The organism is Bacillus sp. NPDC057893 (genome assembly GCF_042796455.1).
GTDB lineage: Bacteria > Bacillota > Bacilli > Bacillales > Bacillaceae_G > Bacillus_A.
The window spans coordinates 38097-63316 of record NZ_JBHVNG010000007.1 but is presented as its reverse complement, the minus strand read 5'-3'; the positions used below and the strand labels follow the sequence as shown (position 1 = coordinate 63316).

Annotated in this window: 26 protein-coding genes; 21 read left to right on the top strand and 5 right to left on the bottom strand. The window is 35.4% G+C overall.

Annotated elements, in window-relative coordinates; genetic code table 11:
• The first annotated feature begins 35 nt into the window (after positions 1 to 35).
• From rbsR to ACFVQC_RS23785, 10 genes are all read left to right on the top strand, one after another.
• Positions 36 to 1007 (top strand): ribose operon transcriptional repressor RbsR, encoded by a 972-nt coding sequence (rbsR, locus tag ACFVQC_RS23830; RefSeq protein ID WP_113937912.1) that lies wholly within the window; start codon positions 36 to 38, stop codon positions 1005 to 1007.
• Between the two features lie 13 nt (positions 1008 to 1020).
• Entirely contained in the window at positions 1021 to 1917 is an 897-nt protein-coding gene (gene rbsK / locus ACFVQC_RS23825) for a ribokinase (protein WP_377890073.1), read from the top strand.
• Complete coding sequence (gene rbsD / locus ACFVQC_RS23820; protein ID WP_002204437.1) at positions 1914 to 2309, top strand: D-ribose pyranase; 396 nt, start codon at positions 1914 to 1916, stop codon at positions 2307 to 2309. Before rbsK ends, rbsD begins: the two co-directional genes overlap by 4 nt.
• Positions 2310 to 2327: 18 nt before the next feature.
• On the top strand, positions 2328 to 3812 hold the full coding sequence (gene rbsA, locus ACFVQC_RS23815; protein WP_377890070.1) for a ribose ABC transporter ATP-binding protein RbsA: 1485 nt from the start codon (positions 2328 to 2330) through the stop codon (positions 3810 to 3812).
• A 3-nt stretch (positions 3813 to 3815) separates the two neighbouring features.
• The gene (locus ACFVQC_RS23810) at positions 3816 to 4751 is read left to right on the top strand and encodes an ABC transporter permease subunit (RefSeq protein WP_377890067.1); all 936 of its coding nucleotides are present in this window, start codon (positions 3816 to 3818) and stop codon (positions 4749 to 4751) included.
• 14 nt (positions 4752 to 4765) lie between these two features.
• Positions 4766 to 5689 (top strand): ribose ABC transporter substrate-binding protein RbsB, encoded by a 924-nt coding sequence (rbsB, locus tag ACFVQC_RS23805; RefSeq protein WP_377890065.1) that lies wholly within the window; start codon positions 4766 to 4768, stop codon positions 5687 to 5689.
• 38 nt (positions 5690 to 5727) lie between these two features.
• Complete coding sequence (gene fsa, locus ACFVQC_RS23800) at positions 5728 to 6375, top strand: fructose-6-phosphate aldolase (protein ID WP_000667669.1); 648 nt, start codon at positions 5728 to 5730, stop codon at positions 6373 to 6375.
• A gap of 457 nt (positions 6376 to 6832) precedes the next feature.
• The gene (inhA2, locus tag ACFVQC_RS23795; RefSeq protein WP_377890063.1) at positions 6833 to 9226 is read left to right on the top strand and encodes a M6 family metalloprotease immune inhibitor InhA2; all 2394 of its coding nucleotides are present in this window, start codon (positions 6833 to 6835) and stop codon (positions 9224 to 9226) included.
• A 320-nt stretch (positions 9227 to 9546) separates the two neighbouring features.
• Positions 9547 to 9888 carry a hypothetical protein gene (locus tag ACFVQC_RS23790; RefSeq protein ID WP_002201770.1) on the top strand — a complete coding sequence of 114 codons (342 nt, stop codon included), beginning with the start codon at positions 9547 to 9549 and terminating at the stop codon, positions 9886 to 9888.
• 21 nt (positions 9889 to 9909) lie between these two features.
• Positions 9910 to 10239: a hypothetical protein gene (locus ACFVQC_RS23785; protein ID WP_002159283.1), complete on the top strand. Its 330-nt coding sequence runs from the start codon at positions 9910 to 9912 to the stop codon at positions 10237 to 10239.
• Positions 10240 to 10256: 17 nt separating this feature from the next.
• Here the strand turns inward: ACFVQC_RS23785 and ACFVQC_RS23780 are convergent, their stop codons facing one another.
• Positions 10257 to 11411 carry an MFS transporter gene (locus ACFVQC_RS23780; protein ID WP_002114139.1) on the bottom strand — a complete coding sequence of 385 codons (1155 nt, stop codon included), beginning with the start codon at positions 11409 to 11411 and terminating at the stop codon, positions 10257 to 10259.
• A gap of 226 nt (positions 11412 to 11637) precedes the next feature.
• On the opposite strand from ACFVQC_RS23780, the gene bdhA reads away from it, so the two are divergent.
• The 6 genes from bdhA (at position 11638) to ACFVQC_RS23750 (ending at position 17935) form a co-directional block, all read left to right on the top strand.
• The gene (gene bdhA, locus ACFVQC_RS23775; protein WP_377899429.1) at positions 11638 to 12690 is read left to right on the top strand and encodes a (R,R)-butanediol dehydrogenase; all 1053 of its coding nucleotides are present in this window, start codon (positions 11638 to 11640) and stop codon (positions 12688 to 12690) included.
• A gap of 119 nt (positions 12691 to 12809) precedes the next feature.
• Positions 12810 to 13154, top strand: coding sequence for a potassium channel family protein (locus ACFVQC_RS23770; protein ID WP_002204430.1), 345 nt, complete (start codon positions 12810 to 12812; stop codon positions 13152 to 13154).
• A gap of 264 nt (positions 13155 to 13418) precedes the next feature.
• Complete coding sequence (cerA, locus tag ACFVQC_RS23765; RefSeq protein ID WP_215574408.1) at positions 13419 to 14270, top strand: phospholipase C; 852 nt, start codon at positions 13419 to 13421, stop codon at positions 14268 to 14270.
• A gap of 76 nt (positions 14271 to 14346) precedes the next feature.
• On the top strand, positions 14347 to 15348 hold the full coding sequence (gene sph / locus ACFVQC_RS23760; RefSeq protein WP_377899428.1) for a sphingomyelinase C: 1002 nt from the start codon (positions 14347 to 14349) through the stop codon (positions 15346 to 15348).
• Between the two features lie 113 nt (positions 15349 to 15461).
• The gene (locus ACFVQC_RS23755; RefSeq protein WP_377899427.1) at positions 15462 to 16634 is read left to right on the top strand and encodes an amino acid deaminase/aldolase; all 1173 of its coding nucleotides are present in this window, start codon (positions 15462 to 15464) and stop codon (positions 16632 to 16634) included.
• A complete protein-coding gene (locus tag ACFVQC_RS23750) occupies positions 16622 to 17935 on the top strand; it encodes a D-arabinono-1,4-lactone oxidase (RefSeq protein ID WP_377899425.1) in 1314 nt (437 codons plus the stop codon). The genes ACFVQC_RS23755 and ACFVQC_RS23750 overlap by 13 nt, the downstream gene beginning before the upstream one ends.
• Before the next feature lie 7 nt (positions 17936 to 17942).
• Here ACFVQC_RS23750 and ACFVQC_RS23745 read toward each other — a convergent pair whose 3' ends face one another.
• Positions 17943 to 19094, bottom strand: a complete 1152-nt coding sequence (locus tag ACFVQC_RS23745; RefSeq protein WP_377899424.1) for a VanZ family protein — start codon at positions 19092 to 19094, stop codon at positions 17943 to 17945.
• Between the two features lie 171 nt (positions 19095 to 19265).
• Between ACFVQC_RS23745 and ACFVQC_RS23740 the strand changes: the two genes are divergently transcribed.
• The gene (locus tag ACFVQC_RS23740) at positions 19266 to 19469 is read left to right on the top strand and encodes a hypothetical protein (RefSeq protein ID WP_377890045.1); all 204 of its coding nucleotides are present in this window, start codon (positions 19266 to 19268) and stop codon (positions 19467 to 19469) included.
• 39 nt (positions 19470 to 19508) lie between these two features.
• Here ACFVQC_RS23740 and ACFVQC_RS23735 read toward each other — a convergent pair whose 3' ends face one another.
• The 3 genes from ACFVQC_RS23735 to ACFVQC_RS23725 form a co-directional block, all read right to left on the bottom strand.
• Positions 19509 to 19796, bottom strand: coding sequence for an antibiotic biosynthesis monooxygenase family protein (locus tag ACFVQC_RS23735; protein WP_193647495.1), 288 nt, complete (start codon positions 19794 to 19796; stop codon positions 19509 to 19511).
• A 416-nt stretch (positions 19797 to 20212) separates the two neighbouring features.
• Positions 20213 to 21025: an undecaprenyl-diphosphate phosphatase gene (locus ACFVQC_RS23730; RefSeq protein WP_002114163.1), complete on the bottom strand. Its 813-nt coding sequence runs from the start codon at positions 21023 to 21025 to the stop codon at positions 20213 to 20215.
• 132 nt (positions 21026 to 21157) lie between these two features.
• Positions 21158 to 21838 (bottom strand): methyl-accepting chemotaxis protein, encoded by a 681-nt coding sequence (locus ACFVQC_RS23725; RefSeq protein WP_377890235.1) that lies wholly within the window; start codon positions 21836 to 21838, stop codon positions 21158 to 21160.
• A gap of 484 nt (positions 21839 to 22322) precedes the next feature.
• Between ACFVQC_RS23725 and ACFVQC_RS23720 the strand changes: the two genes are divergently transcribed.
• From ACFVQC_RS23720 to ACFVQC_RS23705, 4 genes are all read left to right on the top strand, one after another.
• Positions 22323 to 23594 carry a 3D domain-containing protein gene (locus tag ACFVQC_RS23720; RefSeq protein WP_377899422.1) on the top strand — a complete coding sequence of 424 codons (1272 nt, stop codon included), beginning with the start codon at positions 22323 to 22325 and terminating at the stop codon, positions 23592 to 23594.
• A gap of 103 nt (positions 23595 to 23697) precedes the next feature.
• Complete coding sequence (locus ACFVQC_RS23715) at positions 23698 to 23925, top strand: helix-turn-helix transcriptional regulator (RefSeq protein WP_377899421.1); 228 nt, start codon at positions 23698 to 23700, stop codon at positions 23923 to 23925.
• Complete coding sequence (locus ACFVQC_RS23710; protein ID WP_377890034.1) at positions 23918 to 24391, top strand: DUF2178 domain-containing protein; 474 nt, start codon at positions 23918 to 23920, stop codon at positions 24389 to 24391. Before ACFVQC_RS23715 ends, ACFVQC_RS23710 begins: the two co-directional genes overlap by 8 nt.
• A gap of 115 nt (positions 24392 to 24506) precedes the next feature.
• Positions 24507 to 25139 carry a class A sortase gene (locus tag ACFVQC_RS23705; protein WP_219917159.1) on the top strand — a complete coding sequence of 211 codons (633 nt, stop codon included), beginning with the start codon at positions 24507 to 24509 and terminating at the stop codon, positions 25137 to 25139.
• Positions 25140 to 25220: the final 81 nt, after the last annotated feature.

Below are 25220 nucleotides of genomic sequence, written 5' to 3'. Positions count from 1 at the left end.
CTGTAAACGGTTACATGAAATGAGGAGAAAAGAGAATGAGTACGATTAAAGACGTTGCAAAATTAGCAGGGGTATCTGTTGCGACCGTTTCCAGAGTGTTAAATAAAAATGGATATGTTCATGAGGATACATTAAAAAAAGTAGAGCGAGCAATTGAAATGCTAGATTATAAGCCTAGTACAGTAGCACGATCTTTATACAATAAAAAATCTCGTTTAATTGGCTTAGTTGTTCCAAATATCGTGAATCCATTCTTTCCAGAAGTTGCACGTGCCGTAGAAGATGTAGCACATAAGCAAGGTTACACAGTTGTCCTTTGTAACTCTGATGAAAATTTAGAAAAAGAGAAACAATACATTGATGTGCTTAGACAAAATAATGTGGACGGGTTTATTGTGGCAACGAATCCACAAAATAGTGTTAATTACATGAATTTATCTATTCCAGTTGTTGCGATTGACCGTATGTTTAATGAGCGCATTCCTACTGTATATGCAGATAACTATGCAGGGAGCCAGGCGGCGACAAAGTTATTAATAGACAAAGGGTGTAAACATATTGCACATATTCGTGGACCGCGTGATGTGAGCACAGCTAATGAACGTTTTGAAGGTTTTGTAGACGTTATTACGCAAAATAATCTTTCTTATATGATTGCAGAGAGTACATTCGATCCAGCTAATAGTGAACAGGTCGCGGTGGAATTATTAGAAGAATATCCGCATATTGATGGAATTGTTGCTGGGAATGATTTAATTGCAATCGGTGTTGTAAAGGCTGCACTTCAAAAAGGAATTTCTATTCCAGACGATTTACAAATTATCGGATTCGATGGAATTTCTTTAACAGAAATGATGTATCCATCTATTACAACTGTTGCACAGCCAATTTATGAAATGGGGAAAATTGCAACAGAGTTGCTTTTAGAGCAGATGGAAGGAAATCCATTAGAAGAGAAACACTATCGTTTACCGATTGAAATTATAGAACGAAATACGACGAAGTAAGGAGATGAGACAGATGCCAAATATTGCAGTAGTAGGTAGTATTTCAATGGACTTAGTGGCTGTTTCAAAAATACGGCCGAAAGCAGGCGAAACGGTAATTGGTGAAGCATTTCATACGATCCCAGGAGGGAAAGGGGCCAACCAAGCAGTAGCTGCAGCTAGATTAGGAGCAAATGTAGCGATGGTTGGTGCAGTAGGAAATGATGATTACGGAACAGTAGTTAGAAAAAATTTAGAGAACGAACGCGTTTTTATCGACTATGTGGTACCGGTTACAGATAGAACGACAGGAATCGCTCATATCGTTTTAGCAGAAGAAGATAACAGCATTGTTGTCGTACAAGGAGCAAATGCTTTTGTAAATGAGTCGATTGTAGATCGTTCAAAAGACCTTCTTGTAAAAGCAGATATGGTTGTTCTTCAACTAGAGATTCCACTTGAAACAGTAAAATACGTTCTGGCTATTTGTGAGGAGCACAAAATTCCAGTTATGTTGAATCCAGCTCCAGCACAAATCTTATCAGAAGATATTTTAGAAAAAGCGACTTATATTACGCCGAATGAGCATGAATGTCGCATTGTATTAAATGATTTCACATCACCAATTGAAGATTTACTGGCTAAATATCCAAACAAACTACTGATGACAGAAGGTTCTAATGGTGTTCGTTTCCATAACGGAACGGAAGTTGTTCAAGTTTCAAGTATTGCCGTAGATGTAGTAGATACGACTGGAGCTGGTGATACATTTAATGGCGCGTTAGCAGTTGCGCTTTCTGAAGGAGAAACACTTCAAAAGGCTATTCGTTTCGCAAATATTGCTGGTGGTCTTTCTGTAACGAAACTTGGGGCACAGGGCGGTATGCCAACGAGAGATAGAGTACGTGAAGTGCAGGTGATTGTTGGATGAAAAAGCACGGTGTATTAAATAGTGAAATTGCGGCAGTCCTTGCTTCACTTGGACATACAGATACGATTGTAATTGCTGATTGCGGGTTACCTATTCCTGATGGAGTAAAACGAATTGATTTAGCAGTTGAAATTGGAAAGCCTAGCTTTTTAGACGTATTACAAGTAGTTGCTGATGATATGGCAATTGAGAAAGTGACGTTAGCAGAAGAAGTCATTATGAATAATGCGGTGGTAAATAAAGAAGTTGAGATGCGTTTAATAGAGCCAGCATTTGAATATGTGTCTCATAAGGAATTTAAAGAGTATACAAAGAGAGCGAAGGCGATTATTCGTACAGGAGAAGCAACGCCTTATGCGAATGTTATTTTACATGCCGGCGTGATTTTTTAATAAAGGGATGTGATGAGAATGCATATTGAAATGAAGAACATTTCAAAAGCGTTCAGTGGTAATCCTGTTCTAAAAAACGCACAGTTTATGATTGAAACAGGAGAAGTCCATGCATTGATGGGGGAAAATGGAGCGGGGAAATCGACGCTCATGAAGATTCTAACAGGTGTATATAAAAAAGACAGTGGAACAGTCACAATTGATGGACAAGAACGAACTTTTAAAAATGCGAAAGAAGCGGAAGAGTACGGTATTGCATTTATCCATCAAGAGTTGAACATATTACCGAATTTAACGGTAGCTGAAAATATGTTTCTTGGAAAAGAGTTAATGTATGGGAAAACGGGCATTTTACGTACGCGTCAAATGAATGCGATTGCCCAGCAACAATTGGCAGATCTTGGTCTACATGTGAGAGGTGCTATGCTAGCAGGTGAATTATCAGTTGGACAACAGCAAATTATTGAAATTGCTAAAGCATTAATGACAAATGCGAGCGTTATTATTATGGATGAACCTACAGCAGCATTAACAGATCGCGAAATTGAAACACTGTTTATTGTTATTAATAAATTGCGTAAAGAGGGCGTTTCGTTCGTTTATATTTCACACCGGATGGAAGAGATTTTTTCAATATGTGATGCCATTACGATTTTGCGTGATGGAGAATACGTAGGGAAAAAATTAATTCCAGAAACTTCATTTGATGAAGTAGTTAGCATGATGGTGGGCCGCAGTATTGGTGAACGTTATCCAGAACGAAATATTCAAATTGGCGAAGTGATTTTTGAAATGCGTAACGGAACGAAAAAGGGGAAATTTGAAAATGTTTCGTTTCAAGTTAGAAAAGGCGAAATCCTTGGTGTTGCCGGCTTGATGGGAGCTGGTCGCACGGATATTATGAAAGCGATATTTGGATATGAACCGCTTGATTCAGGACAAATTTTTATGAATGGACAAGAAGTGAAAATTGATAGTCCAATTGATGCGATTAGACAACGAATTGCCTTTATTACAGAGGATAGAAAATCTGAAGGGCTTGTGTTAGATTTTTCGATTCGTGAAAATTTAGCTTTACCAAATTTAGAAAGTCTTTCAAAGGGAAGCGTTGTTAATAAAGGTTTAGAACGTCAATTTACAGAGGATATGATGAAGCTTCTTAATGTGAAAGCAGCAAGCGGAGAGCAAGCGGTAAAATCTCTTTCTGGTGGAAATCAGCAAAAGATTGTAATTGCAAAATGGCTAGGTATTCATCCGCAGTTACTCATTTTAGATGAACCAACGAGAGGTGTAGATGTTGGGGCTAAAAAAGAAATTTACTCTATAATGAATAAGCTTACCGAGCAAGGAGATGCCGTTATTATGGTATCGTCGGAGCTTCCAGAAGTTTTAGGAATGAGTGATCGTATTCTCGTCATTCATGAAGGGAAAATCGGTGGTATTTTAGAGAAAGATCAGGCATCACAAGAGTCTATTATGGCACTAGCAACAGGGGGAGAGTAAGATATGGCTAAGAAGGGGAATGTATTACAACAACTCGGTTCTTTAATCGGGTTAGTATTAATTATCGTAGTGATTACAGCTCTAAATCCAGCATTTATTGAAATTCCAAATTTATTTAATATACTGCGCCAAGTATCGATTAATGCACTCATTGCATTTGGAATGACCTTCGTTATTTTAACAGGGGGTATTGACTTATCGGTAGGTTCTATTTTAGCATTATCAAGTGCACTTGTTGCCGGAATAATGGCAAGTGGCATGGATCCGTTCCTTGCAATGGCAGTTGGATTATTAGCAGGTCTTGTAATGGGAATTGTAAACGGTATCATTATTGCGAAGGGAAAAGTAGCTCCTTTTATTGCAACTTTAGCAACAATGACTATTTTTCGCGGGTTGACGCTTGTTTATATGGACGGACGTCCGATCACTGGTCTTGGTGATCATTTAATGTTCCAAATGTTTGGCCGTGGTTATTTCCTTGGTATTCCTGTGCCAGCCGTTACAATGATGATCGCTTTTGCAGTACTGTACTTTATTTTAAAGAAAACAACGTTTGGTCGCCGTACGTTTGCGATTGGTGGAAATGAAGAAGCGGCAGCTTTATCAGGTATTAATGTTACGAGAATTAAAGTAATGATTTACGGTCTTTCCGGAACTTTAGCAGCGCTTGCAGGTATTGTCTTAACATCAAGATTAGATTCTGCACAGCCGACTGCTGGTACTTCTTACGAATTAGATGCAATTGCTGCAGTTGTGTTAGGAGGAACGAGTCTTTCAGGTGGAAGAGGATGGATTGTTGGTACATTCATCGGTGTGCTTATTATTGGTGTACTAAATAACGGTTTAAATTTATTAGGTGTATCTTCTTTCTTCCAACAAGTTGTAAAAGGACTTGTAATCTTACTAGCTGTACTAATTGATCGTCGAAAAGAAGCGTAATGGAGGGGCAATTCATGAAAAAAGGGTTACTGATACTCGTTGCATGCATCATGGTAGTTACTGCTGGTTGTTCAATGGAACCACCAGATTGGGCAAAGGATTCTGGCGATAAAGGTCGAAATAAAACTATTAAAGTTGGATTTTCTGTTTCAACTTTAAATAATCCATTTTTCGTCACGTTGAAAAAAGGTGCAGAAAAGAAAGCAAAAGATAGTGGCATTGAATTAATTGCTGTTGATGCACAAAATGATGCAGCGAAGCAAACAAACGATGTTGAAGATTTAATTCAAAAAGGTGTCGATGTAGTTGTTATTAATCCAACCGACTCAGATGCTGTTGCTTCAGCGGTAAGTGCAGCCAATGCAGCCAATGTTCCTGTTATTACAGTAGACCGAGTTGCAAATTCAGGTAAAGTGGTTTCTCACATAGCTTCCAACAATGTAGAAGGTGGTCAAATGGCTAGTGATTACATTCGGGAATTAGTTGGTGAAGGAACAAATGTCGCTGAGTTAGAAGGAATCCCTGGATCGTCTGCTGCTCGTGAGCGTGGGAAAGGATTCCATAACGTAGCTGATAAGTCTTTAAAAGTAGTAGCAAAACAAGCAGCTGATTTCGATCGTGCAAAAGGATTATCCGTTATGGAAAATATTTTGCAAGCGAATAGCGATATAAAAGCAGTGTTTGCTCATAACGATGAAATGGCATTAGGTGCACTTGAGGCATTGAAATCTGCTGGTAAAACGGATGTAGTCGTTGTTGGGTTTGATGCAACGGACGATGCTGTAAAAGCGGTTAAAGATGGGCGCATGGCAGCAACAGTCGCTCAAAAACCGGAATTAATCGGAGAGAAGGCGATGGAAACAGCAAAAGAAATAACACAAGGTAAAAAAGTGGACAAATTTATTCCGATTGAATTAGAGCTTATTAAGAAAAAATAAATAAATATAAAATGAAAATTAGGAAGGAAGAATAACAAATGAAATTTTTTATTGATACAGCAAACATTAACGAAATTAAAGAGGCAAATGCATTAGGTGTAGTAGCTGGAGTAACGACAAATCCATCACTTGTAGCAAAAGAAGGCGTAGATTTCCATGAGCGTATTCGTGAAATTTGCAGCTTTATTGAAGGACCTGTAAGTGCAGAAGTAATTAGCTTAGAAGCTGATAAAATGATTGAAGAAGGAAAAGAGTTAGCAAAAATCGCTCCAAACGTTGTTGTAAAAGTTCCAATGACAACAGAAGGCTTAAAAGCAGTAAAAGCATTCTCAGATTTAGGAATTCGTACAAACGTTACATTAGTATTCTCAGCAGTTCAAGCATTACTTGCAGCTCGCGCTGGTGCGACATATGTTTCACCTTTCTTAGGTCGCCTAGATGATATCGGTCATAACGGTATGGACTTAATCCGTCAAATCGCAGAAATCTTTGCAATTCACGGCATTGAAACAGAAATCATTGCAGCATCTGTACGTCACAGCGTTCACGTAACAGAAGCAGCATTAAACGGTTCACATATTGCAACAATCCCAGCAAACGTAATTGCTTCATTAGTTAAGCATCCATTAACAGATCAAGGAATTGAGAAATTCTTAGCTGATTGGGAAAAAACACAAGAGAAATAATATGAAATCGAGAATCCTAGTTTAATTGACTAGGGTTCTTTTTTTATTTAAGGGAATTTTCATGCAATTTTGCATATTGTCTTTTAAATTTTTAATATAAGCTATTTAATATATACAAATCACTCTTTATTTTTTATATTTCGATATAAAGTGAAACTTTAATCAATGGGGGGGGTGTCCATCCCCCACTGATTATCAGCCCTCACCAATCGGGCGTTTACGGGCAATTATCTACCACCTAACTTCCTCGCATTCGCCGAATTTTGAGGTGGGAGTCTTACTGCCCGCAAATAGCGGGATAAAAAAATAGAGGGTCTGACCAGAAAACTGGAGGGCATGATTCTATAACAGAAGGTTTATCGTTTATAGAATTATGTCTTTTTTATATAAGGGAGGATAGCGGTTAGTTTATGTTCTATTATCAGAATTTTAAGATTTGTAAAAGGGGAGAAATACAATGAGAAGAAAAACACCATTTAAAGTGTTGTCGTCATTAGCAATTGCGACAATCATCGGATGCACATCTGTAATGAGTGCTCCGTTAGCATATGCAGAAACGCCAGCAAAAGAAAGTATGTCTACAACGCCAATTGATCATAATTTAATTCAAGAAGATCGTTTAGCGGAAGCGTTGAAAGAAAGAGGAACAATTAATCCAGCATCGTCTAAAGAAGAGGCAAAAAAGGCTGTAGAGCAATATATTGAAAAGAAACAAGGGGATCAGGTAAATAAAGAAATTCTTCCAGAGGATACGGCAAAAGAAGCATCTGATTTCGTGAAAAAGGTAAAAGAGAAAAAGATGGAAGAAAAGGAAAAAGTAAAGAAAGCTGAAAAAAATGTTAGCCCTGAGCAAAAGCCAGAGCCAAATAAAAAGCAATTAGATGGGAAAGTTCCAACCTCTAAAGCGGAACAAGCTCCATATAGTGGACCTGTCCGCAATGATAAAGTGTTAGTGTTACTCGTTGAATTTAGTGATTATAAACATAATAATATTGAGCAAACACCAGGTTATATGTATTCGAAAGATTTTAGTAGAGAACATTATCAAAAAATGCTATTTGGTAATGAACCTTACACATTATTTGATGGTTCGAAAGTAAAAACATTTAAACAATACTATGAAGAGCAGTCTGGTGGTAGTTATACGACAGACGGATATGTAACGGAGTGGCTAACTGTGCCAGGAAAAGCTGCTGATTACGGTGCTGATGGCAGTAGTGGTCATGATAATAAAGGACCAAAAGGCGCACGTGATTTAGTAAAGGAAGCTTTAAATGCAGCAGCTGAAAAGGGATTAGATTTATCTCAATTTGATCAATTTGACAGATATGATACAAATGGTGATGGTAATCAAAATGAATCCGACGGTGTAATTGATCATTTAATGGTAATTCATGCTGGTGTTGGTCAAGAAGCTGGTGGTGGTAAGTTAGGTGATGATGCAATTTGGTCACATCGTTCAAAATTAGCTACAGATCCAGTAGCGATTGAAGGGACAAAATCAAAGGTAGATTACTTTGGTGGAAAAGTAGCAGCGCATGATTACACAATTGAACCAGAAGACGGTGCAGTAGGTGTGTTTGCACATGAATTTGGACATGACCTTGGTTTACCAGATGAATATGATACGAAATACACAGGAAATGGATCTCCTGTTGAAGCTTGGTCATTAATGAGTGGTGGTAGTTGGACAGGAAAGATTGCAGGAACAGAGCCAACAAGTTTTTCACCACAAAATAAAGACTTTTTGCAAAAGAACATGGGTGGAAATTGGGCGAAAATTTTAGAAGTAGATTACGATAAAATTAAGCGTGGTGTAGGAATTCCTACATATATTGATCAAAGTGTTACGAAATCAAATCGTCCAGGTGTTGTACGTGTTAACTTACCAGATAAGAGTATTGAAACGATTAAACCTGGATTTGGAAAGCATGCATATTATAGTACAAGAGGCGATGATATGCATACGACATTAGAAACACCGTTCTTCGATTTAACGAAGGGAACAAATGCTAAGTTTGATTATAAAGCAAACTATGAATTAGAAGCAGAGTGTGATTTCATCGAAGTACATGCTGTAACTGAAGATGGAACGAAAACATTAATTGATAGACTAGGAGAAAAGATAGTACAAGATGATAAAGATACAACAGATGGGAAATGGATTGATAAATCATACGATTTAAGTCAATTTAAAGGGAAGAAAGTTAAACTACAATTCGACTATATTACAGATCCAGCTTTAACATATAAAGGTTTCGCAATGGATAATGTCAATGTAACAGTTGATGGACAAGTAGTATTTTCAGATGATGCAGAAGGACAATCGAAAATGAAGTTAACTGGATTCGTTGTTTCTGATGGGACAGAAAAGAAACCTCATTATTATTATCTAGAGTGGAGAAACTATGCTGGATCAGATAATGGATTAAAAGCGGGAAAAGGTCCGGTGTATAATACAGGTCTTGTCGTTTGGTATGCAGATGATAGTTTCAAAGATAACTGGGTTGGGGTGCATCCAGGTGAAGGCTTCCTTGGTGTTGTAGATTCTCATCCAGAAGCGATTGTTGGAAATTTAGGCGGGAAACCAGCATACGGTAATACTGGAATTCAAATTGCAGATGCTGCATTTTCGTTTGATCAAACACCTTCATGGAGTATGAATTCATTTACACGAGGACAGTTTAATTATACTGGATTACAAGGTGTTACAACGTTTGATGATTCAAAAGTATACAGTAATAAACAAATTGCTGATGCGGGACGAAAAGTTCCAAACCTTGGACTTAAATTCCAAGTTGTTGGACAAGCAGATGATAAGTCCGCAGGTGCTGTTTGGATTAGACGTTAATAAAATAAAAGCACATTCTTCATATGAAGAGTGTGCTTTTATTTTTGTACATTAAGTTATTATTTTAGCTTGTGTAATACAACTGTTTATCTATGTGTAGTGTATCAAATTATGTGGGGAAAGGAAATATTTCCGAGGAAATTGTCGAAGTATCGTTGGTATTTATAAACTTTCTTTTTAAAAGAAGAGATGTAGCATTGCTTTTACAGTGCAATTTATTTACATTGTTATTTGGCTATACACAAAAGTAATATATTAGGCGAAAAAAGAGCTCTATTGGATAGAACTCCTTTTTAATGACAGAAAGGAGTGAGTTATAAATGAAAGAAACAATTGCATGTCCACAATGTGAAGAGATTATTACTGCACAACATATTATCGATATCCCACATCCTTTTTCATTAAGGTGTCCGCATTGTAAGGTAAAGCTGAAAGAAATGAGGATAACACCATGTTTAATATTAGCGGCAATTTGTATTATCCCACTGTTTATTATTATTGGAGAGAGTATTAAAGAATTGCTAGGAAAACATTTTTCTATTGTAGATCATGTACCAACCGTACTTATTTTCTTCTTATTTTGTTATCCGTTGTATTATTTCTATGAAAAATATAATGCCATATTATTCATTAAATATGGTTTGTTGAAAGTTAAAAGTTGAATTGAATAGGAGATTATCATTATGTTGTGGAAAATTTATTTAGTAATTGTAGCGATATTAGCTATTACTTCGTTAGTAAGAGGGATGTTTCAAACACCGATTCAAAAGTTTGATTTTGTAGTGTCTATTATTACATGGATAGGACTATTTGGATTTGTTTTTGATGTACAAATATTGACGCCGATCGTTTGGCAATGCATCTTTGTGTTTAGCATCATTTGGACTTTAACTGCAGTTTTTGTTTTACGATTATATGAAGAGAAAGATGAGCCATTACCTTTTATATTTAAATTAATTGGCATTATCCCAACTTTTCCGTTATATTACGGATTATATCAATATGCATTTTAAAAAAGACAATGATGGAATTAACCCATCATTGTCTTTTTTACTTTGCTTCTTACATAAATCATTCCGGCAAATGTTAATAAGAATGCTGTTCCGATAACAAAGCTAGCGCTAGGAGATGCTCCGATTGCTCCGACTGTAAAGGAGCCAGCAACAACTCCTAACGAGAAGAATGCATAAAACAATCCGAATGCTTTCCCTCGGTTACCATCTGTCGTATTTTCAACAAGTAAAGCATTAATTGCTGGGAAGAGGATAGCGAATCCAATTCCATAAATCATCATAACGATAAAGAGCATGCCTTTTGTTGCAAATAATCCGAGTAAAGATAACGCTAGTGCCATTACTGCAATCCCGATTAGCATTAGTTTTGAACGATTAAATCGATCGTAAATGCGATTTGTTGGTAGTAAAAAGAAGAGGATAGCGGTAATTCCGAATACACTTAACATCATGCCTGTTGTAGATGCTTTAAGTGCTAACGCCTCAACTTTTACTGGTAACATATACGTGACAATCCCTTGTGAGAACATTAGTGTGAAAGCACCAATATATGCTTGTAATAATGGTTCAGATCTCAATAGTTCAATCATATCTTCTTTGTTCATCATTTGTGTTCTTGATGTATCTTTCCTTGATACGTTATTTGGTAAGAAGAATAGAGATACGATTGTACCAAGGACCATTAAAATAGAAATGGTAATGAACACCCACTCTATACCAGCTGTTGCTTTCATAATGCCGCTGAAAGCAGGTCCTACGATTGCCGCTGTTCCAACAGCAGCACCAGATAGAGCCATTGCTTTACCTTGCCTTGCTGAATTTGTTTGCTTTGATAAAAATGTAAAGGCAGCAGGAATTAAAAATCCGTCACTAAAACCGTGCATAAAGCGCACAACTAATAGTTGTTCACCACTTTGAACAACGGTGTATAACAAGACTATGAAACTCGTAATTCCCATGCTTATATAAAGGATTTTTTTTGCACCAAATTTATCGACAGCCGCTCCAGCAATAATATTACCGATCATATTAGCGAATGAGTACATGCCGACAACTAGCCCGATAACAAGAGGTGTTCCTCCAAGGCTTTGAGCGAAAGTACTCATAATAGGTAATTGTGAAAATGTATCTAAAAACGCTACGATAACAATAAAGTAAATAAAATATTTCAAGCGATATTCACCTCTCCTATGCTATTATGGCATAATGCTAATTTCAACTGCAATGAAATTAGCATTAACAGATGTGGAAAAAAGTACAAAGTGACAAAATATTGAACGTTATTTGTTAAAATTTAGTGGAAATGAGATTGTTTTTTTGAAATATATGGATAGAAGTATTATAATAGATTTGTAAACTTCACCAGGTTAAGTATATACATAGAGAGGGATGTTTAAAATGAAAGCATTACTTTGGCATAATCAACGTGTTGTACGAGTAGAAGAAGTACCAGAACCAACTGTACGACCAGGAGCAGTGAAAATTAAAGTTAAATGGTGTGGTATCTGTGGGACAGACTTGCATGAATATTTAGCAGGACCAATTTTTATTCCAACAGAAGAGCATCCATTAACACATGTGAAAGCACCAGTTATTTTAGGTCATGAGTTTAGCGGTGAGGTAGTAGAAATCGGTGAAGGCGTTACATCCCATAAAGTGGGAGACCGCGTTGTTGTAGAACCAATTTATTCTTGTGGTAAATGTGAGGCTTGTAAACATGGACATTACAATGTTTGTGAACAACTTGTTTTCCACGGTCTTGGTGGAGATGGCGGTGGTTTCTCTGAATATACAGTAGTACCAGAAGGTATGGTTCATCATATTCCGGATGAAATGACGTATGAACAAGGTGCACTTGTAGAACCAGCAGCAGTAGCAGTTCATGCAGTACGTCAAAGTAAATTAAAAGAGGGTGAAGCTGTAGCAGTATTTGGTTGTGGTCCAATTGGCCTTCTTGTCATCCAAGCAGCTAAAGCAGCAGGAGCAACTCCTGTTATCGCAGTGGAACTTTCTAAAGAACGTCAAGAGCTAGCTAAATTAGCAGGTGCGGATTACGTATTAAATCCAGCAGCTCAAGATGTACTAGCAGAAATTCGTAACTTAACAAATGGTTTAGGTGTAAATGTTAGCTTTGAAGTAACAGGTGTTGAAGTTGTACTTCGTCAAGCAATTGAAAGTACAAGCTTTGAAGGCCAAACTGTAATTGTTAGTGTGTGGGAAAAAGATGCGACAATTACTCCGAACAACCTTGTATTAAAAGAAAAAGAGGTTATCGGTATTCTTGGATACCGTCACATCTTCCCAGCTGTTATTAAATTAATTAGCTCTGGTCAAATTCAAGCAGAGAAATTAATTACGAAAAAAATCACAGTGGACCAAGTTGTTGAAGAAGGATTTGAAGCACTTGTAAAAGATAAAACACAAGTGAAAATTCTTGTTTCACCTAAATAATATAGAATAGTAAAAAGTAGCTCTTTTCTAGAAATAGAAGAGGGCTACTTTTTTTCTATACTGAAAGGTGATAGACTTTCCTTTGACTAAATGTACTTTTGTTTGGAAGGGGGAGTCCAGTGCTTTCATTTTTATTAACTTTGAAACGAATGCTAAGAGCCTGTTTACGAGCGTGGAACGATAAAGAATTTCAAGTGTTATTCGTATTAACAATTTTGACATTACTATCTGGTACAATCTTTTATAGCACAGTGGAGGGATTACGTCCTCTTGATGCTTTATATTTTAGCGTTGTGACGCTGACTACTGTTGGTGATGGGCAATTTAGTCCTCAAACTGACTTCGGGAAAATGTTTACAATATTATACATATTTATAGGGATCGGATTAGTGTTTGGATTTATACATAAGCTGGCAGTTAACGTGCAATTGCCAAGTATACTATCGAAGAGAAAAAAAGAGTAAGGCGGTTAATCGCTTTACTCTTTTTTTACATTAATTTAGACAAGTATTTGCAGTAGCTTAACAATACTTTATTAAAATGTAAGTGTATTCATTCATTACGTTCACTATGTATAAAGTTATAGTAATATGAACATTTGCATATTTTAATTTATTGATAGAAATTTTGTGAAAGGTGGGATATTCTAGTCATAGGTTAACCGGAAGCCATCATAGGATCCTAACAAAATATGAACAATAATTCAATTATAAAATGGAGGATTTCAGATGAAAAAGAAAGTTCTTGCTTTAGCAGCAGCTATTACGTTAGTAGCGCCATTACAAAGCGTTGCGTTTGCTCATGAAAACGATGGAGGACAGAGAGTTGGAGTTATTCCACGCTGGTCTGCTGAAGATAAACATAAAGAAGGTGTAAACTCTCATTTATGGATTGTAAACCGTGCAATGGATATTATGTCTCGTAATACGACACTTGTAAAACAAGATCAAGTTGCACTATTAAATGAATGGCGTACGGAGTTAGAGAACGGTATTTATGCTGCTGACTATGAAAATCCTTATTATGATAATAGCACATTTGCTTCACACTTCTATGACCCAGACAATGGGAAGACTTATATTCCATTTGCAAAGCAGGCAAAGGAAACAGGTGCTAAATATTTCAAACTAGCTGGTGAGTCATACAAAAATAAAGATATGAAACAAGCATTCTTCTATTTAGGATTATCTCTTCATTATTTAGGAGATGTAAATCAACCGATGCATGCGGCAAACTTTACAAATCTTTCGTATCCACAAGGATTCCATTCTAAATATGAAAACTTTGTAGATACGATAAAAGATAATTATAAAGTAACGGATGGAGATGGATATTGGAACTGGAAAGGTACAAATCCAGAAGATTGGATTCACGGAGCGGCAGTAGCTGCGAAACAAGATTACTCTGGTATTGTAAATGATAATACGACAGATTGGTTCGTAAAAGCAGCTGTATCACAAGACTACGCAGATAAATGGCGCGCTGAAGTTACACCAATGACAGGTAAGCGTTTAATGGATGCACAACGTGTTACTGCTGGATACATCCAGCTTTGGTTTGATACGTACGGAAATCGTTAAGTATTTGAAAAAGGTCAAATCTCAGAATAGAGTATTTGGCCTTTTTATCACTATACAGTACATGGAGGTATGAAACGTGAAAGGTAAATTGCTAAAAGGCGCACTCAGTTTTGGGATTGGTTTAGGAGCTTTATATAGTGGATCTTCGGCTCAAGCAGAAACGTCTGTAAATCAAAATAATACATTAAAAGTGATGAAGCATAATGTGTACATGCTATCAACAAACTTATATCCGAACTGGGGACAAAATGAGCGTGCTGATTTAATTGGTGCGGCAGATTATATAAAGAATCAGGACGTTGTTATATTAAATGAAGTGTTTGATAATAGTGCCTCAGATCGTTTGTTAGGAAATTTGAAGAGAGAATATCCAAATCAAACGGCGGTATTAGGTCGTAGTAGTGGAAATGAATGGGATAAAACATTAGGGAACTATTCAGCTTCGACTCCTGAAGATGGGGGTGTTGCGATCGTGAGTAAATGGCCAATCGTTGAAAAGATTCAATATGTATTTGAAAAAGGATGCGGACCAGATAACTTATCAAATAAAGGATTTGTATACACAAAAATTAAGAAAAATGATAGTTTCGTTCATGTAATTGGGACGCATTTACAGGCTGAAGATAGTATGTGCGGAAAAACTTCACCTGCATCTGTACGTACGAAACAGCTACAAGAAATGCAAGAGTTTATTCAAAATAAAAATATACCAAATAACGAGTATGTGTTAATTGGTGGGGATATGAACGTGAATAAAATAAATGCTGAGAACAATAGTGATTCAGAGTATGCATCCATGTTTAAAACATTACATGCTTCTATTCCATCTTATACTGGACATACAGCGACTTGGGATGCGACGACAAACAGTATTGCAAAATACAATTTCCCCGATAGCCCGGCTGAGTATTTAGATTATATTATTGCAAGTAAGGATCATGCGAATCCATCGTATATAGAAAATAAAGTGTTACAGCCGAAATCTCCACAATGGACTGTTACATCATGGCTCAAAAAATATACGTATAATGATTACTCTGATCATTATCCAGTAGAGGCGACTATTTTTATGAAGTAGAGTAGCCTTAAAAAAGTTTCTTCGTAAAGAAGAAACTTTTTTTATTTGAAAACAGGAAAATCATTCTTTCTTTCCAATATGTATAAGACATATATAGAAGAGGAGAGAAAAATGTGGATAGAGGAATTTTTAAGGAAGTTCCATTACCGTGTGCATTTTTAGATGAAGTGGCTTTAGAGAGAAATATTCAATCGATTATAGAGTTAAGTGGAGATAAGAAGATTCGTATAGCGAGTAAATCATTACGCTCTGTTCCAATTATGAAAAAGATTTTAGCTGCAAATAATCGGTTTCAAGGTATTATGTGTTTCTCTCCTAGAGAAGCTTTGTTTTTAATTGAACAAGGATTTAATGATTTATTGCTCGGATATCCTGTTTATGATGAAAGAGCTTTACATGAAATTAGTTTGCTGACAAAGCAAGGGCACATTATAACTTGTATGGTGGATTGTGAAGACCATATTACTTATTTAGAAAAAATTGCAGGGAAGTCTAAAGGGTGTTTTCGCGTTTGTTTGGATATTGATATGAGTAGTCGTTTTTTGAAATTTCATTTTGGTGTAAAAAGATCCCCGGTAAAAGATGTGCAGAGCGCTTTGAAAATAGTAGAAAAGGTGAAGGGTTCATCATATTTAATACTAGATGGTGTAATGGGATATGAAGCTCAAATTGCCGGGGTGGGGGATCATATACCGAATCAATGGATGAAAAGTAAAGTGATTTCGTATTTAAAAAAGAAATCAGTGTTAGAAATTAACGAAAGAAGAGGGAATATCGTAAAAGAAATACACAACCTGGGCATTGAACTAAGATTTGTAAATGGAGGAGGAACGGGAAGTATAAAAACAACCGAGAAAGATAAATCAGTGACAGAGATTACTGTAGGATCCGCCTTTTACTCTCCTAAACTATTTGATTATTATAAAGAAGTAAAATTTCAGCCAGCTGCCGGATTTGCTTTACCAGTTGTGCGTAAACCAGCTCCGTTTATTTATACTTGCCTAGGTGGTGGATATATTGCATCAGGTGCAGTTGGTAAAGATAAAGAGCCTGAGGTTTGGAGACCAAATGGTGCAAAACTATTAGCTTTAGAAGGTGCTGGTGAAGTACAAACGCCAATTTTTTATAACGGTGAGGAACGAGTGAATATAGGAGATTCTATCTTGTTTCGCCATAGTAAAGCTGGAGAGTTATGTGAGCGTTTTCCGGTTTTGTATCGCATTAAACAAGGGGAAATTGTTGGAGAGTATTCAACATATCGGGGGGATGGACAATGCTTTCTATAAAGGGACAAAAATGGAGAAATTGGACAGGGAATGTAGAAGGAACGCCGCATTATACGATGTATCCAGAAAGTATACAAGATGTAGTAGAAGTTGTCGGGCTTGCACGAAAAAGAGGGAAGAAAATTCGTGTTGTTGGTTCAGGGCATTCTTTTACACCTCTTGTGCAAACGGAGGAAATTTTAGTTTCTTTAGATGAATTGAATGGCATTGCGAATATTGATGCAGAGAAGATGACTGTTGAAGTGTGGGCAGGAACAAAGTTACATGACTTAGGGAAGTTACTTGAGGAAAAAGGTTATGCGCAAGAAAATTTAGGGGATATTGATTCGCAATCTATTGCAGGAGCGATTAGTACGGGGACTCATGGGACGGGTGTCACATTTGGGAGTTTATCAACACAAGTTATAGAGATTACGGCAGTTTTATCTACAGGCGAGAGTATAGTTTGTTCAGAAACCAAGAACGTCGAATATTGGAGAGCATTTCAGTTATCGCTTGGAATGCTAGGTATCATTGTAAAGATCAAATTGAAGGTTATCTCAGCGTATTCGCTTGTTTATGAAAGTGAAAAACAAGCATTATCTACTGTAATGAACAAACTAGAAGAATATAAGAAGAATCGTCATTTTGAATTTTTCGTTTTTCCTTATTCAGATGAAGTGCAAGTGAAATTTACAAACGAAACAACGAGTAAAGAAAGTGATTTGAAATGGCATAAACTAAAGGTGGAGTTACTGGAAAATAGGATGTTCTCTTTATTATCTACAGGGTGTAAATGGTTTCCTTCTATAAGTAAAGGAGTAAGTCGATTATCAGCTAAGGCTGTACCGAACACGAAAATAATTGGCGCAAGCTATGAAGTGTTCGCTACATCACGTACAGTTCCATTTTATGAAATGGAGTATAGTGTTCCTTCAAAGTATATGAGGACTGTTGTAGAAGAGATTTCAAATCTTATAGAAAAGAAAAAGTATAAGGTACACTTCCCGATTGAATGCCGTTATGTGAAAGGTGATGATATATGGCTCAGTCCAGCGTACGGAAGAGATTCAGCGTATATTGCTGTTCATATGTATAAAGGTATGACGTATGCTGCTTATTTTGGTGAAGTGGAGAAAATTTTTCTAAAGTATGAAGGTCGCCCACATTGGGGGAAAATGCATACGTTAACGTACGAGAAATTACAAAATATATATCCAGAACTATATTCGTTTCTAAAGGTGAGGAAGTCATTAGATGAAACAGGAATGTTTTTAAACCCTTACACTGAAAAATTATTTACGATTATGAAAAAAAGCTGACAAATTATTATTTGTCAGCTTTTTTAAGTGTAATTGCATTTCTTGTATGACTAATACGCTCGTAAAATAGTAATTTATCACTGCTAAATACATGTAATAAAACATGAATAATAAATAGCCCGTTAATTACGAATTGGAATAACAATATAACTAGTAATACTAAAGGCTCTGTATGATTTAAGATAGAGCTACTAGAAAGAATATAATTGATTCCACCTAAAATGAAATAGAATATACCGTAACGAATGAATAATTCTTTTAGTGTAATACGCTCTGCTTGTCCTTTAATGTAAATACGAAGCAACGCTTTCCCTATTGTTCTTCCATTTGTAAAGTATGGGATGATAATAAAGTAAATTAAGATTGAACATGCAATGAAAAGGAGTTCGTATACATTTGTATAAGATTGGATGTTAGAAATAAATAGTGAGTTTCCTTTGTTTTTAATAAAAGGTACAACGATAGATAAGAAAATCCAATCAATTTGCATAGCGATGAGACGACGAACGAATCCGACTGGTTTCGTTTCTAAATCAATATGACTATCTAATTCGCTTGTTTTTGGCAGGAAGTACGTAAATATTGGTGCGATGATAAAACCGATTACGCCGCCTAGTGTGTTTAAAAAAAGATCGTCGATATCGAATAAGCGATATGCACAATTATAAATACCATATAATCCAGTTACTTGTGTTAATTCAAAGAACAGTGAAAGGCAAAAAGAAATGCACACTGTTTGGAAGAAACTACGTCGGAAATAATAACGTAAGTAAATACCGAATGGAACGGTTAGTAGAACGTTAAAAGCGACTTGTAAAAACGCAGATTCCTTTAATAAATAGAAATAGGTAGCTGGCTTCGTCAAAATTGCTGATGTATGATTACTAATCTCTTGTACGAAATAAAATGGCGAGAGTTGCATATGCTGTGTATTAGCCGGTTGTAGGCTACATGTGTCATATGTTTGTGGCAAAGGTAAAATAACAAGAAAATAGGCATTTAATAAATAGAGTAATAATGAATATAAAATAAATGAACGCCATTTATTTAAATAACCGTATTTTCGATAATTAAATATTAAAAAAGGGATTAAGAGAAACATTGCTAAAATAGGAAATAAAATAAATGCTGTTTTTACTGGAAATAAATATGCAGTCAAAATGAAGCTCCTTTCAATAAAAATTCGTTTATCATTATAGCGCTAAAAAGAGTATAAAACAAAGTTAAAATATTTCGAAATAGAAAGAATTACAAATTTTATCGAAATTAAGTTATACTAAATTTAATATAAGGATATTGTGATTATATAAGTTGAGAGAGGGTACTAGATATGCAATATGAGCTTTTTTCAGTAAGCGGGGGTCATATTACGACTTTTGAAAGCGCATGGCGTTTTCAAGAGGGGGAACAGGTTTTTGTCCATGATGATAACAAAAAACGAAACTTTATTATTATTCGCTTAACACATGATGTATTTCAAAATAATAAACATGTTATTCGCCTGTATTGTCAGGAAAAGAAAGTTTATGCATAAGGAAAAATCTCTTACTGTATGAGGGCAGTAAGAGGTTTTTTATTTCATATAGGTAGCATTGGATTTGGAAGAAAGGATGTAATGTTGCATTTGGTGTTTCCACGTTTCACCGCTCTTTCTTTTTGAAATCCACTCATGATAATATTGTTGTGTTTTCCATAACATACGAACCATATATTCAGCGCCATCATCTGTACGATGCATGTGCGAAAATTCTATGTTAATAAAACCTTGTGTGCCAGACGATGGATAATGCTGTCTAAGCGAATGAAATATTTCATTTTCATAGCCATATTTAATATGAATAAGTTTAGTAACAATAAACATGCGAACACCTCTTTTTTCGATAGTAGTAAAAAAATAGGATAGAAGAGAGAAGTTTTCCCACGTAAAATCCCGGTTGGTGAGGGCTAAATAAAGTTTCATTTTATTTTTTTATAAATGCGAGAAAAAGTAATGATAACGATTAATATTATACTATTCAGAAAATTTAAAGTAAATAATAAAATGTATTTGGAATTGAAATATAAAAAAGCAGGTCATTCTATTTAAATAGAATGACCTGCTTTAAAGAGTGTTAATTATCATTTTATCCCGCTATTTGTGGGCAGTAAAACTCCCACCCAAAAATTCGGCCGGAGCAAAGAAGTTAGGTGGGAGCCCTGCTGCCCGTAAACGCCCGATGGGTGAGGGCTAATAATCAGTGGGGGATGAACAAAACCCCCACTGATTAAAGTTTCACTTTATAAGAAAATGATAGTTAGCACACCTACGATAATACAGTAGAAAGAGAAATATTTTAAATTTCCTTTTGCCATAATGTTCATAAACCATTTTAATGAAATATATGTCATGACAAATGTTGCGATGAAAGCAACAATATAAGGTACAAGTAATGTATCTAAATTTGGATCGTTTGCAATGTCTGTAATACTTAACAATAAACCACCTAAGCTAACAGGAATGTATAGTAAGAAGGAGAAGCGAAGAGCTGTTTCTTGCTTCATACCAAGTAACATTGCCGCTACGATTGTAGCACCTGATCTGCTTATACCAGGAATTAGTGCGCAAGCTTGTGCTAGACCAATAATGATTGCATCTTTCATAGAAAGGTCGCCATCATTTTTACGTCCACGTAAGTTTCGAATAATCCAAAGGCCGATAGCAGTAATTAGAAGGGAAATCCCAACCATTTTAACACCTTTTAAATAGTGGTCGATATAATCTTTAAATAAAACTCCAATTACACCTGCTGGAATGGTTGCAATAACAAGGTAAATAATGAAGAAGAAATCTGATTTTGCGTCTTCTGCTCTTGTGAATATATAAGATAGACCATTCTTTGTTAGACGAATTAAGTCATTTCTATAAATAAGTAATACAGCTAATAATGAAGCTGAATTAACAAGTAGCTCAAAGCTAAACCCTTCTATTTTTAGTCCTAGCAAATGTTGTGCTAAAACGAGGTGACCACTTGAAGAAATCGGAATTGGTTCTGTTAGTCCTTGGAACAGACCAAGAATTAAGTATTTTAAAATGTAGTAAAATTGTTCCATAACATCCTCCTTGTTAATTAGTCTAAAGAAACAACTTTTCCATTATAACAAAGATATAGATGAATATTGTGAAGGAATAAATATTCGAAATATAATAAAAACCCCTTATAGCGATATAAGGGGCTTTTATTGTTAATGAGAAGATACTGTTTCTTGAAGACCTTTAGTCAATTGAACATCGACTTTTTCAGCATCATGAATATGGTTCATAATAGTAGTATTTAATTTTTGGAACATTTGTTGAGTGTTTGCAAATTCTCTTAATATATCATCATTACAAGATTTTTGGTTTTCAATTGCTTGAATAACGTTTGTAGCACCATTTTGTAACGTTTGAATCATGATTAAAATATTTTCGATTCTAGCGTTTGTATCGGCACTCATTTCTACACCTTCATCGACCAAATGTAAATTATCTTTTGTGTTTTCGTATGCTTTTTCAATTTCTTCCTGAATTTTTTTCGTTAAGTTGCCGATATTTTTTGTACTCTCTGCCGTACTTTCTGCTAGTTTTCTTACTTCATTGGCAACAACCGCAAACCCTTTACCGTGCTCTCCAGCACGCGCAGCTTCAATACTTGCATTTAACGCAAGTAAATTTGTTTGTGCTGCAATGTTTTGAATGACTTCTACAATTTGCTCGATTTCTTTTGAGCGTTCACTTAAATGATTCATACTATTAGACGTGCGCTGAGATTGTTCACCTAATTTATTAATTACAATAAGTAAACGGTGAACAGATTCTTTTCCTTCATTAGAGCAGTCAATAATCTCTGCAATAGACTGAATTAAGCTTTGTTCTTTTTGTAACATTTCACTATTTAATTCATTAGAATTTGTCGTACGTGTTGAAACATTTTCAAAACATGAGTTTAATTGTTGAATTAAATTTTGGAGTGTATGGTGCTGGTTATTTACAAGTTGATGCTCTTGAACGACGTTCTGCACACGGTCATGGATAGAAGAAATCATATTTTGTTTTTCAATATCTTTTTGTTTTAATTCTGCCTCTAATTCTTTTATATGATCTTCTAATTGATCAATTTTATGTTGGAGTGATTTCTTTTGAGTAAACATGTATTTATTTCAACCGCCTTTGGAAGTTATATTTTCTCTATATTTGGATTTTAGCATCTTTTATAATTTTTAAATATAGGAATTGTTAAATATTTAAGAATCTATTACATTTTATTTATAATTCCCTATTTTTTGTCATGAAAAATAAACTGTATTTAATAGTATTGTAAACAAACTGTAAAATAAATCATGTATAACTGTATAAGAAGGGAGTCGGATTATGAACTATTTTAAGCGAATCAGTAGTCTATTATTAGCAGGAATTATTGTTCTTTCTAGTACAGTCGCTGTAAAAGCAGAGTCAAACGACGAAAAACTTAACAACATGCAACAGCAATTGCAGCAAAACGATGCAGATATGCAGAAGAAAGAGCAAGAGAAGCAAGCTGTTACTAAAGAAATTCAAGGTATCGAAAACGAACTACATAATTTAAATAATACAATTGCAAAAAATAAAGAGGATCAAGCTGCTATTCAACGTAAAATCGATGAAACACATAAGCAGATTGAACAAAAAAAGAATGAAATTGTCGTTTTAGAGGATAAAGTCCTTGCTCGTAAGGATATTATGAGAAAACGTATGGTTTCTGTTCAAAACAGTTCAAATACAAGTTTAGTAGTAGAAGTTGTTGTAGAATCAAAAAACTTTGCAGATTTCATACAACGTATGAACGCAGTTACTACTATTCTAGAAGCAGATAAAGAAATTTTACGTCTACAAGAACAAGATCTTCGTCAAATTGAAGAAGATAAGAAAACAATTGATGAAAAAGAAGCATCTTTAGTAGTAGACAAACAAAAATTAGCAAAAGCGCAAGCTGAACTGCAAGATAACTTGAAAAAACGTCAAGATAACTTACAAGCAGTTCAAGCTAAATATAATCAGGTTGCAAGCCAACTTAATTTAGCAGCGGAAGAGAAAGCTAAAATTGAGTCAAATATGAAGGCGGTACAAGAAACAATTGCTCGTGAGCAAGAAGCAGCAAGAATTGCAGCGGAAGAGCGTGCGAAAGCAGAAGCAGCTGCAAAGGCTGAGCAAGAAGCTTTAGCGAAAGCACAAGCAGAAATTGCTGAAAAACAAAAGCAAGAAAAAGCTAATAAACCAGCTGAACCTGTTGCTAATAATAATTCGAAGGTAGAACCTGTACAACCTAAGCCAACTGCTGGCGGACGAGAAATCTATGTAGAAGCTACAGCTTATACAGCAGATCCATCTGAGAATGGTTATGCAGCAGGCCAACACGTATTTTCTGCATGGGGACCAGGTGGTAACCCTTATAATTTAACTACAAACCCAGGAATGAAACTAATTGCGGTGGATCCAGCTGTTATTCCATTAGGATCTACTGTAAATGTTGAAGGATATGGAGTTGCAATTGCAGCAGATACTGGTGGCGCGATTAAAGGTCATAAAATTGATGTTTTAATGCCAGATAAAGCTTCATCTAGTAATTGGGGCAGAAAAAATGTTAAAGTTACAATTTTAAACTAACACGTAATCCAACTTTACAATACGTAAAGTTGGATTTTTTTGTAAAAATAATGTTAAGTTGAATTTACATTTTGTTAAGGATAGCATACAATAATGGTGAGAGGTGGTAAAATTGACCATTTGTAATAAAGTAAAGGAATTAAGAGCTCGCTTTAATTTTACGCAAAGTGTACTAGCAGAAAAGGTTGGGGTGACGAGACAAACAATCGCTGCAATTGAAAAAGGGGATTATGTTCCTTCATTGTTATTAGCACTTACGATTTGTGATGTGTTCCAGTTAAAGATGGAAGATGTGTTTGTTTTAAATAAGGAGGGGGAAGAGGATGAATAGAATTGGTTTTTCTTATATCATAAATGTACTCTATACTGCGTTAGCATGCTGGACATTTGTTGAATTTTATAGTGTTACTACAGAGCTAGCAGATATAATTAAAAATGAGAAGTTCCCATTTGAAGTGTGGTTTAATGGAGTGCCATTCATTTTATTATTTATTGGAGCTATTATAGTTACAATTTTTTATAGAATTCAAAAGAAAAAATATAAAAATTTATCTTTTTGGATGTATCCATTATTATTTCCACTAGAAGATGAACGTGAAAAAGCGATTACGGAGAAAGCTTGTCGAACAACTTTTGTTTCGTTATGGTATGTGTTACCTTGTGCAGTAGGATTTTTAACTTTTTCGCCTATTATTAATGAATATCTTCCTGGATACCCACTGTATATTCTATTTTCTATTTTCTTTATTCAAATGACAGTATTCCATGTATCACTATACAGAAATAAATTAGCTTAAAAAGAAACCTTCTTGCACCAGCAAGAAGGTTTCTTTCAGCTTTTACTTGTACATATAGCAATATTATTTTATCATTTTATATAGAGTAAGATTTTGTAAGGGAAAGGAATTGTATATGAATAAGCAAAGAATTTATAGTATAGTAGCAATCCTTCTATTTGTTGTAGGTGGTGTATTAATCGGAAAGCCATTTTATGATGGATATCAGGCTGAAAAGAAACAGACTGAAAATGTACAGACTGTTCAAAAGATGGATTATGAAAAGCATGAGACGGAATTTGTAGATGCTTCCAAAATTAATCAACCAGACTTGGCAGAGGTAGCGGATGCATCATTAGATAAAAAGCAAGTAATCGGCCGTATTTCGATTCCAAGTGTGTCAGTAGAACTTCCTGTTTTAAAAGCTTCTACTGAAAAAAATCTATTATCAGGTGCAGCGACAGTAAAGGAAAACCAAGTTATGGGAAAAGGGAATTACGCACTAGCAGGACATAACATGTCTAAAAAAGGTGTTTTATTTAGTGATATATCCTCTTTGAAAAAAGGCGATAAAATTTATTTGTATGACAATGAAAATGAATATGAGTATGCGGTTACTGGTGTATCTGAAGTAACTCCTGATAAATGGGAAGTTGTAGAGGATCATGGGAAGGATGAAATAACGCTTATTACATGTGTATCTGTGAAGGATAATTCTAAGCGTTATGTTGTTGCTGGTGATTTAGTAGGAACGAAGGCGAAGAAGTAAAAAAAGAAGGTGAACTCTTTAAAGAGTTCACCTTCTTTTTTTACTAATGTTGAGAAATAATAGAATATTTTAGTTGGTATT

Excerpts from the sequence above, each read along its gene's own strand:
- rbsR (WP_113937912.1), top strand. The coding sequence starts at position 36 with ATGAGTACGATTAAAGACGTTGCAAAATTAGCAGGGGTATCTGTTGCG.
- rbsK (WP_377890073.1), top strand. The coding sequence starts at position 1,021 with ATGCCAAATATTGCAGTAGTAGGTAGTATTTCAATGGACTTAGTGGCT.
- rbsD (WP_002204437.1), top strand. The coding sequence starts at position 1,914 with ATGAAAAAGCACGGTGTATTAAATAGTGAAATTGCGGCAGTCCTTGCT.
- rbsA (WP_377890070.1), top strand. The coding sequence starts at position 2,328 with ATGCATATTGAAATGAAGAACATTTCAAAAGCGTTCAGTGGTAATCCT.
- ACFVQC_RS23810 (WP_377890067.1), top strand. The coding sequence starts at position 3,816 with ATGGCTAAGAAGGGGAATGTATTACAACAACTCGGTTCTTTAATCGGG.
- rbsB (WP_377890065.1), top strand. The coding sequence starts at position 4,766 with ATGAAAAAAGGGTTACTGATACTCGTTGCATGCATCATGGTAGTTACT.
- fsa (WP_000667669.1), top strand. The coding sequence starts at position 5,728 with ATGAAATTTTTTATTGATACAGCAAACATTAACGAAATTAAAGAGGCA.
- inhA2 (WP_377890063.1), top strand. The coding sequence starts at position 6,833 with ATGAGAAGAAAAACACCATTTAAAGTGTTGTCGTCATTAGCAATTGCG.
- ACFVQC_RS23790 (WP_002201770.1), top strand. The coding sequence starts at position 9,547 with ATGAAAGAAACAATTGCATGTCCACAATGTGAAGAGATTATTACTGCA.
- ACFVQC_RS23785 (WP_002159283.1), top strand. The coding sequence starts at position 9,910 with ATGTTGTGGAAAATTTATTTAGTAATTGTAGCGATATTAGCTATTACT.
- bdhA (WP_377899429.1), top strand. The coding sequence starts at position 11,638 with ATGAAAGCATTACTTTGGCATAATCAACGTGTTGTACGAGTAGAAGAA.
- cerA (WP_215574408.1), top strand. The coding sequence starts at position 13,419 with ATGAAAAAGAAAGTTCTTGCTTTAGCAGCAGCTATTACGTTAGTAGCG.
- ACFVQC_RS23750 (WP_377899425.1), top strand. The coding sequence starts at position 16,622 with ATGCTTTCTATAAAGGGACAAAAATGGAGAAATTGGACAGGGAATGTA.
- ACFVQC_RS23740 (WP_377890045.1), top strand. The coding sequence starts at position 19,266 with ATGCAATATGAGCTTTTTTCAGTAAGCGGGGGTCATATTACGACTTTT.
- ACFVQC_RS23735 (WP_193647495.1), bottom strand. The coding sequence starts at position 19,796 with ATGTTTATTGTTACTAAACTTATTCATATTAAATATGGCTATGAAAAT.
- ACFVQC_RS23730 (WP_002114163.1), bottom strand. The coding sequence starts at position 21,025 with ATGGAACAATTTTACTACATTTTAAAATACTTAATTCTTGGTCTGTTC.
- ACFVQC_RS23725 (WP_377890235.1), bottom strand. The coding sequence starts at position 21,838 with ATGTTACAAAAAGAACAAAGCTTAATTCAGTCTATTGCAGAGATTATT.
- ACFVQC_RS23720 (WP_377899422.1), top strand. The coding sequence starts at position 22,323 with ATGAACTATTTTAAGCGAATCAGTAGTCTATTATTAGCAGGAATTATT.
- ACFVQC_RS23710 (WP_377890034.1), top strand. The coding sequence starts at position 23,918 with ATGAATAGAATTGGTTTTTCTTATATCATAAATGTACTCTATACTGCG.
- ACFVQC_RS23705 (WP_219917159.1), top strand. The coding sequence starts at position 24,507 with ATGAATAAGCAAAGAATTTATAGTATAGTAGCAATCCTTCTATTTGTT.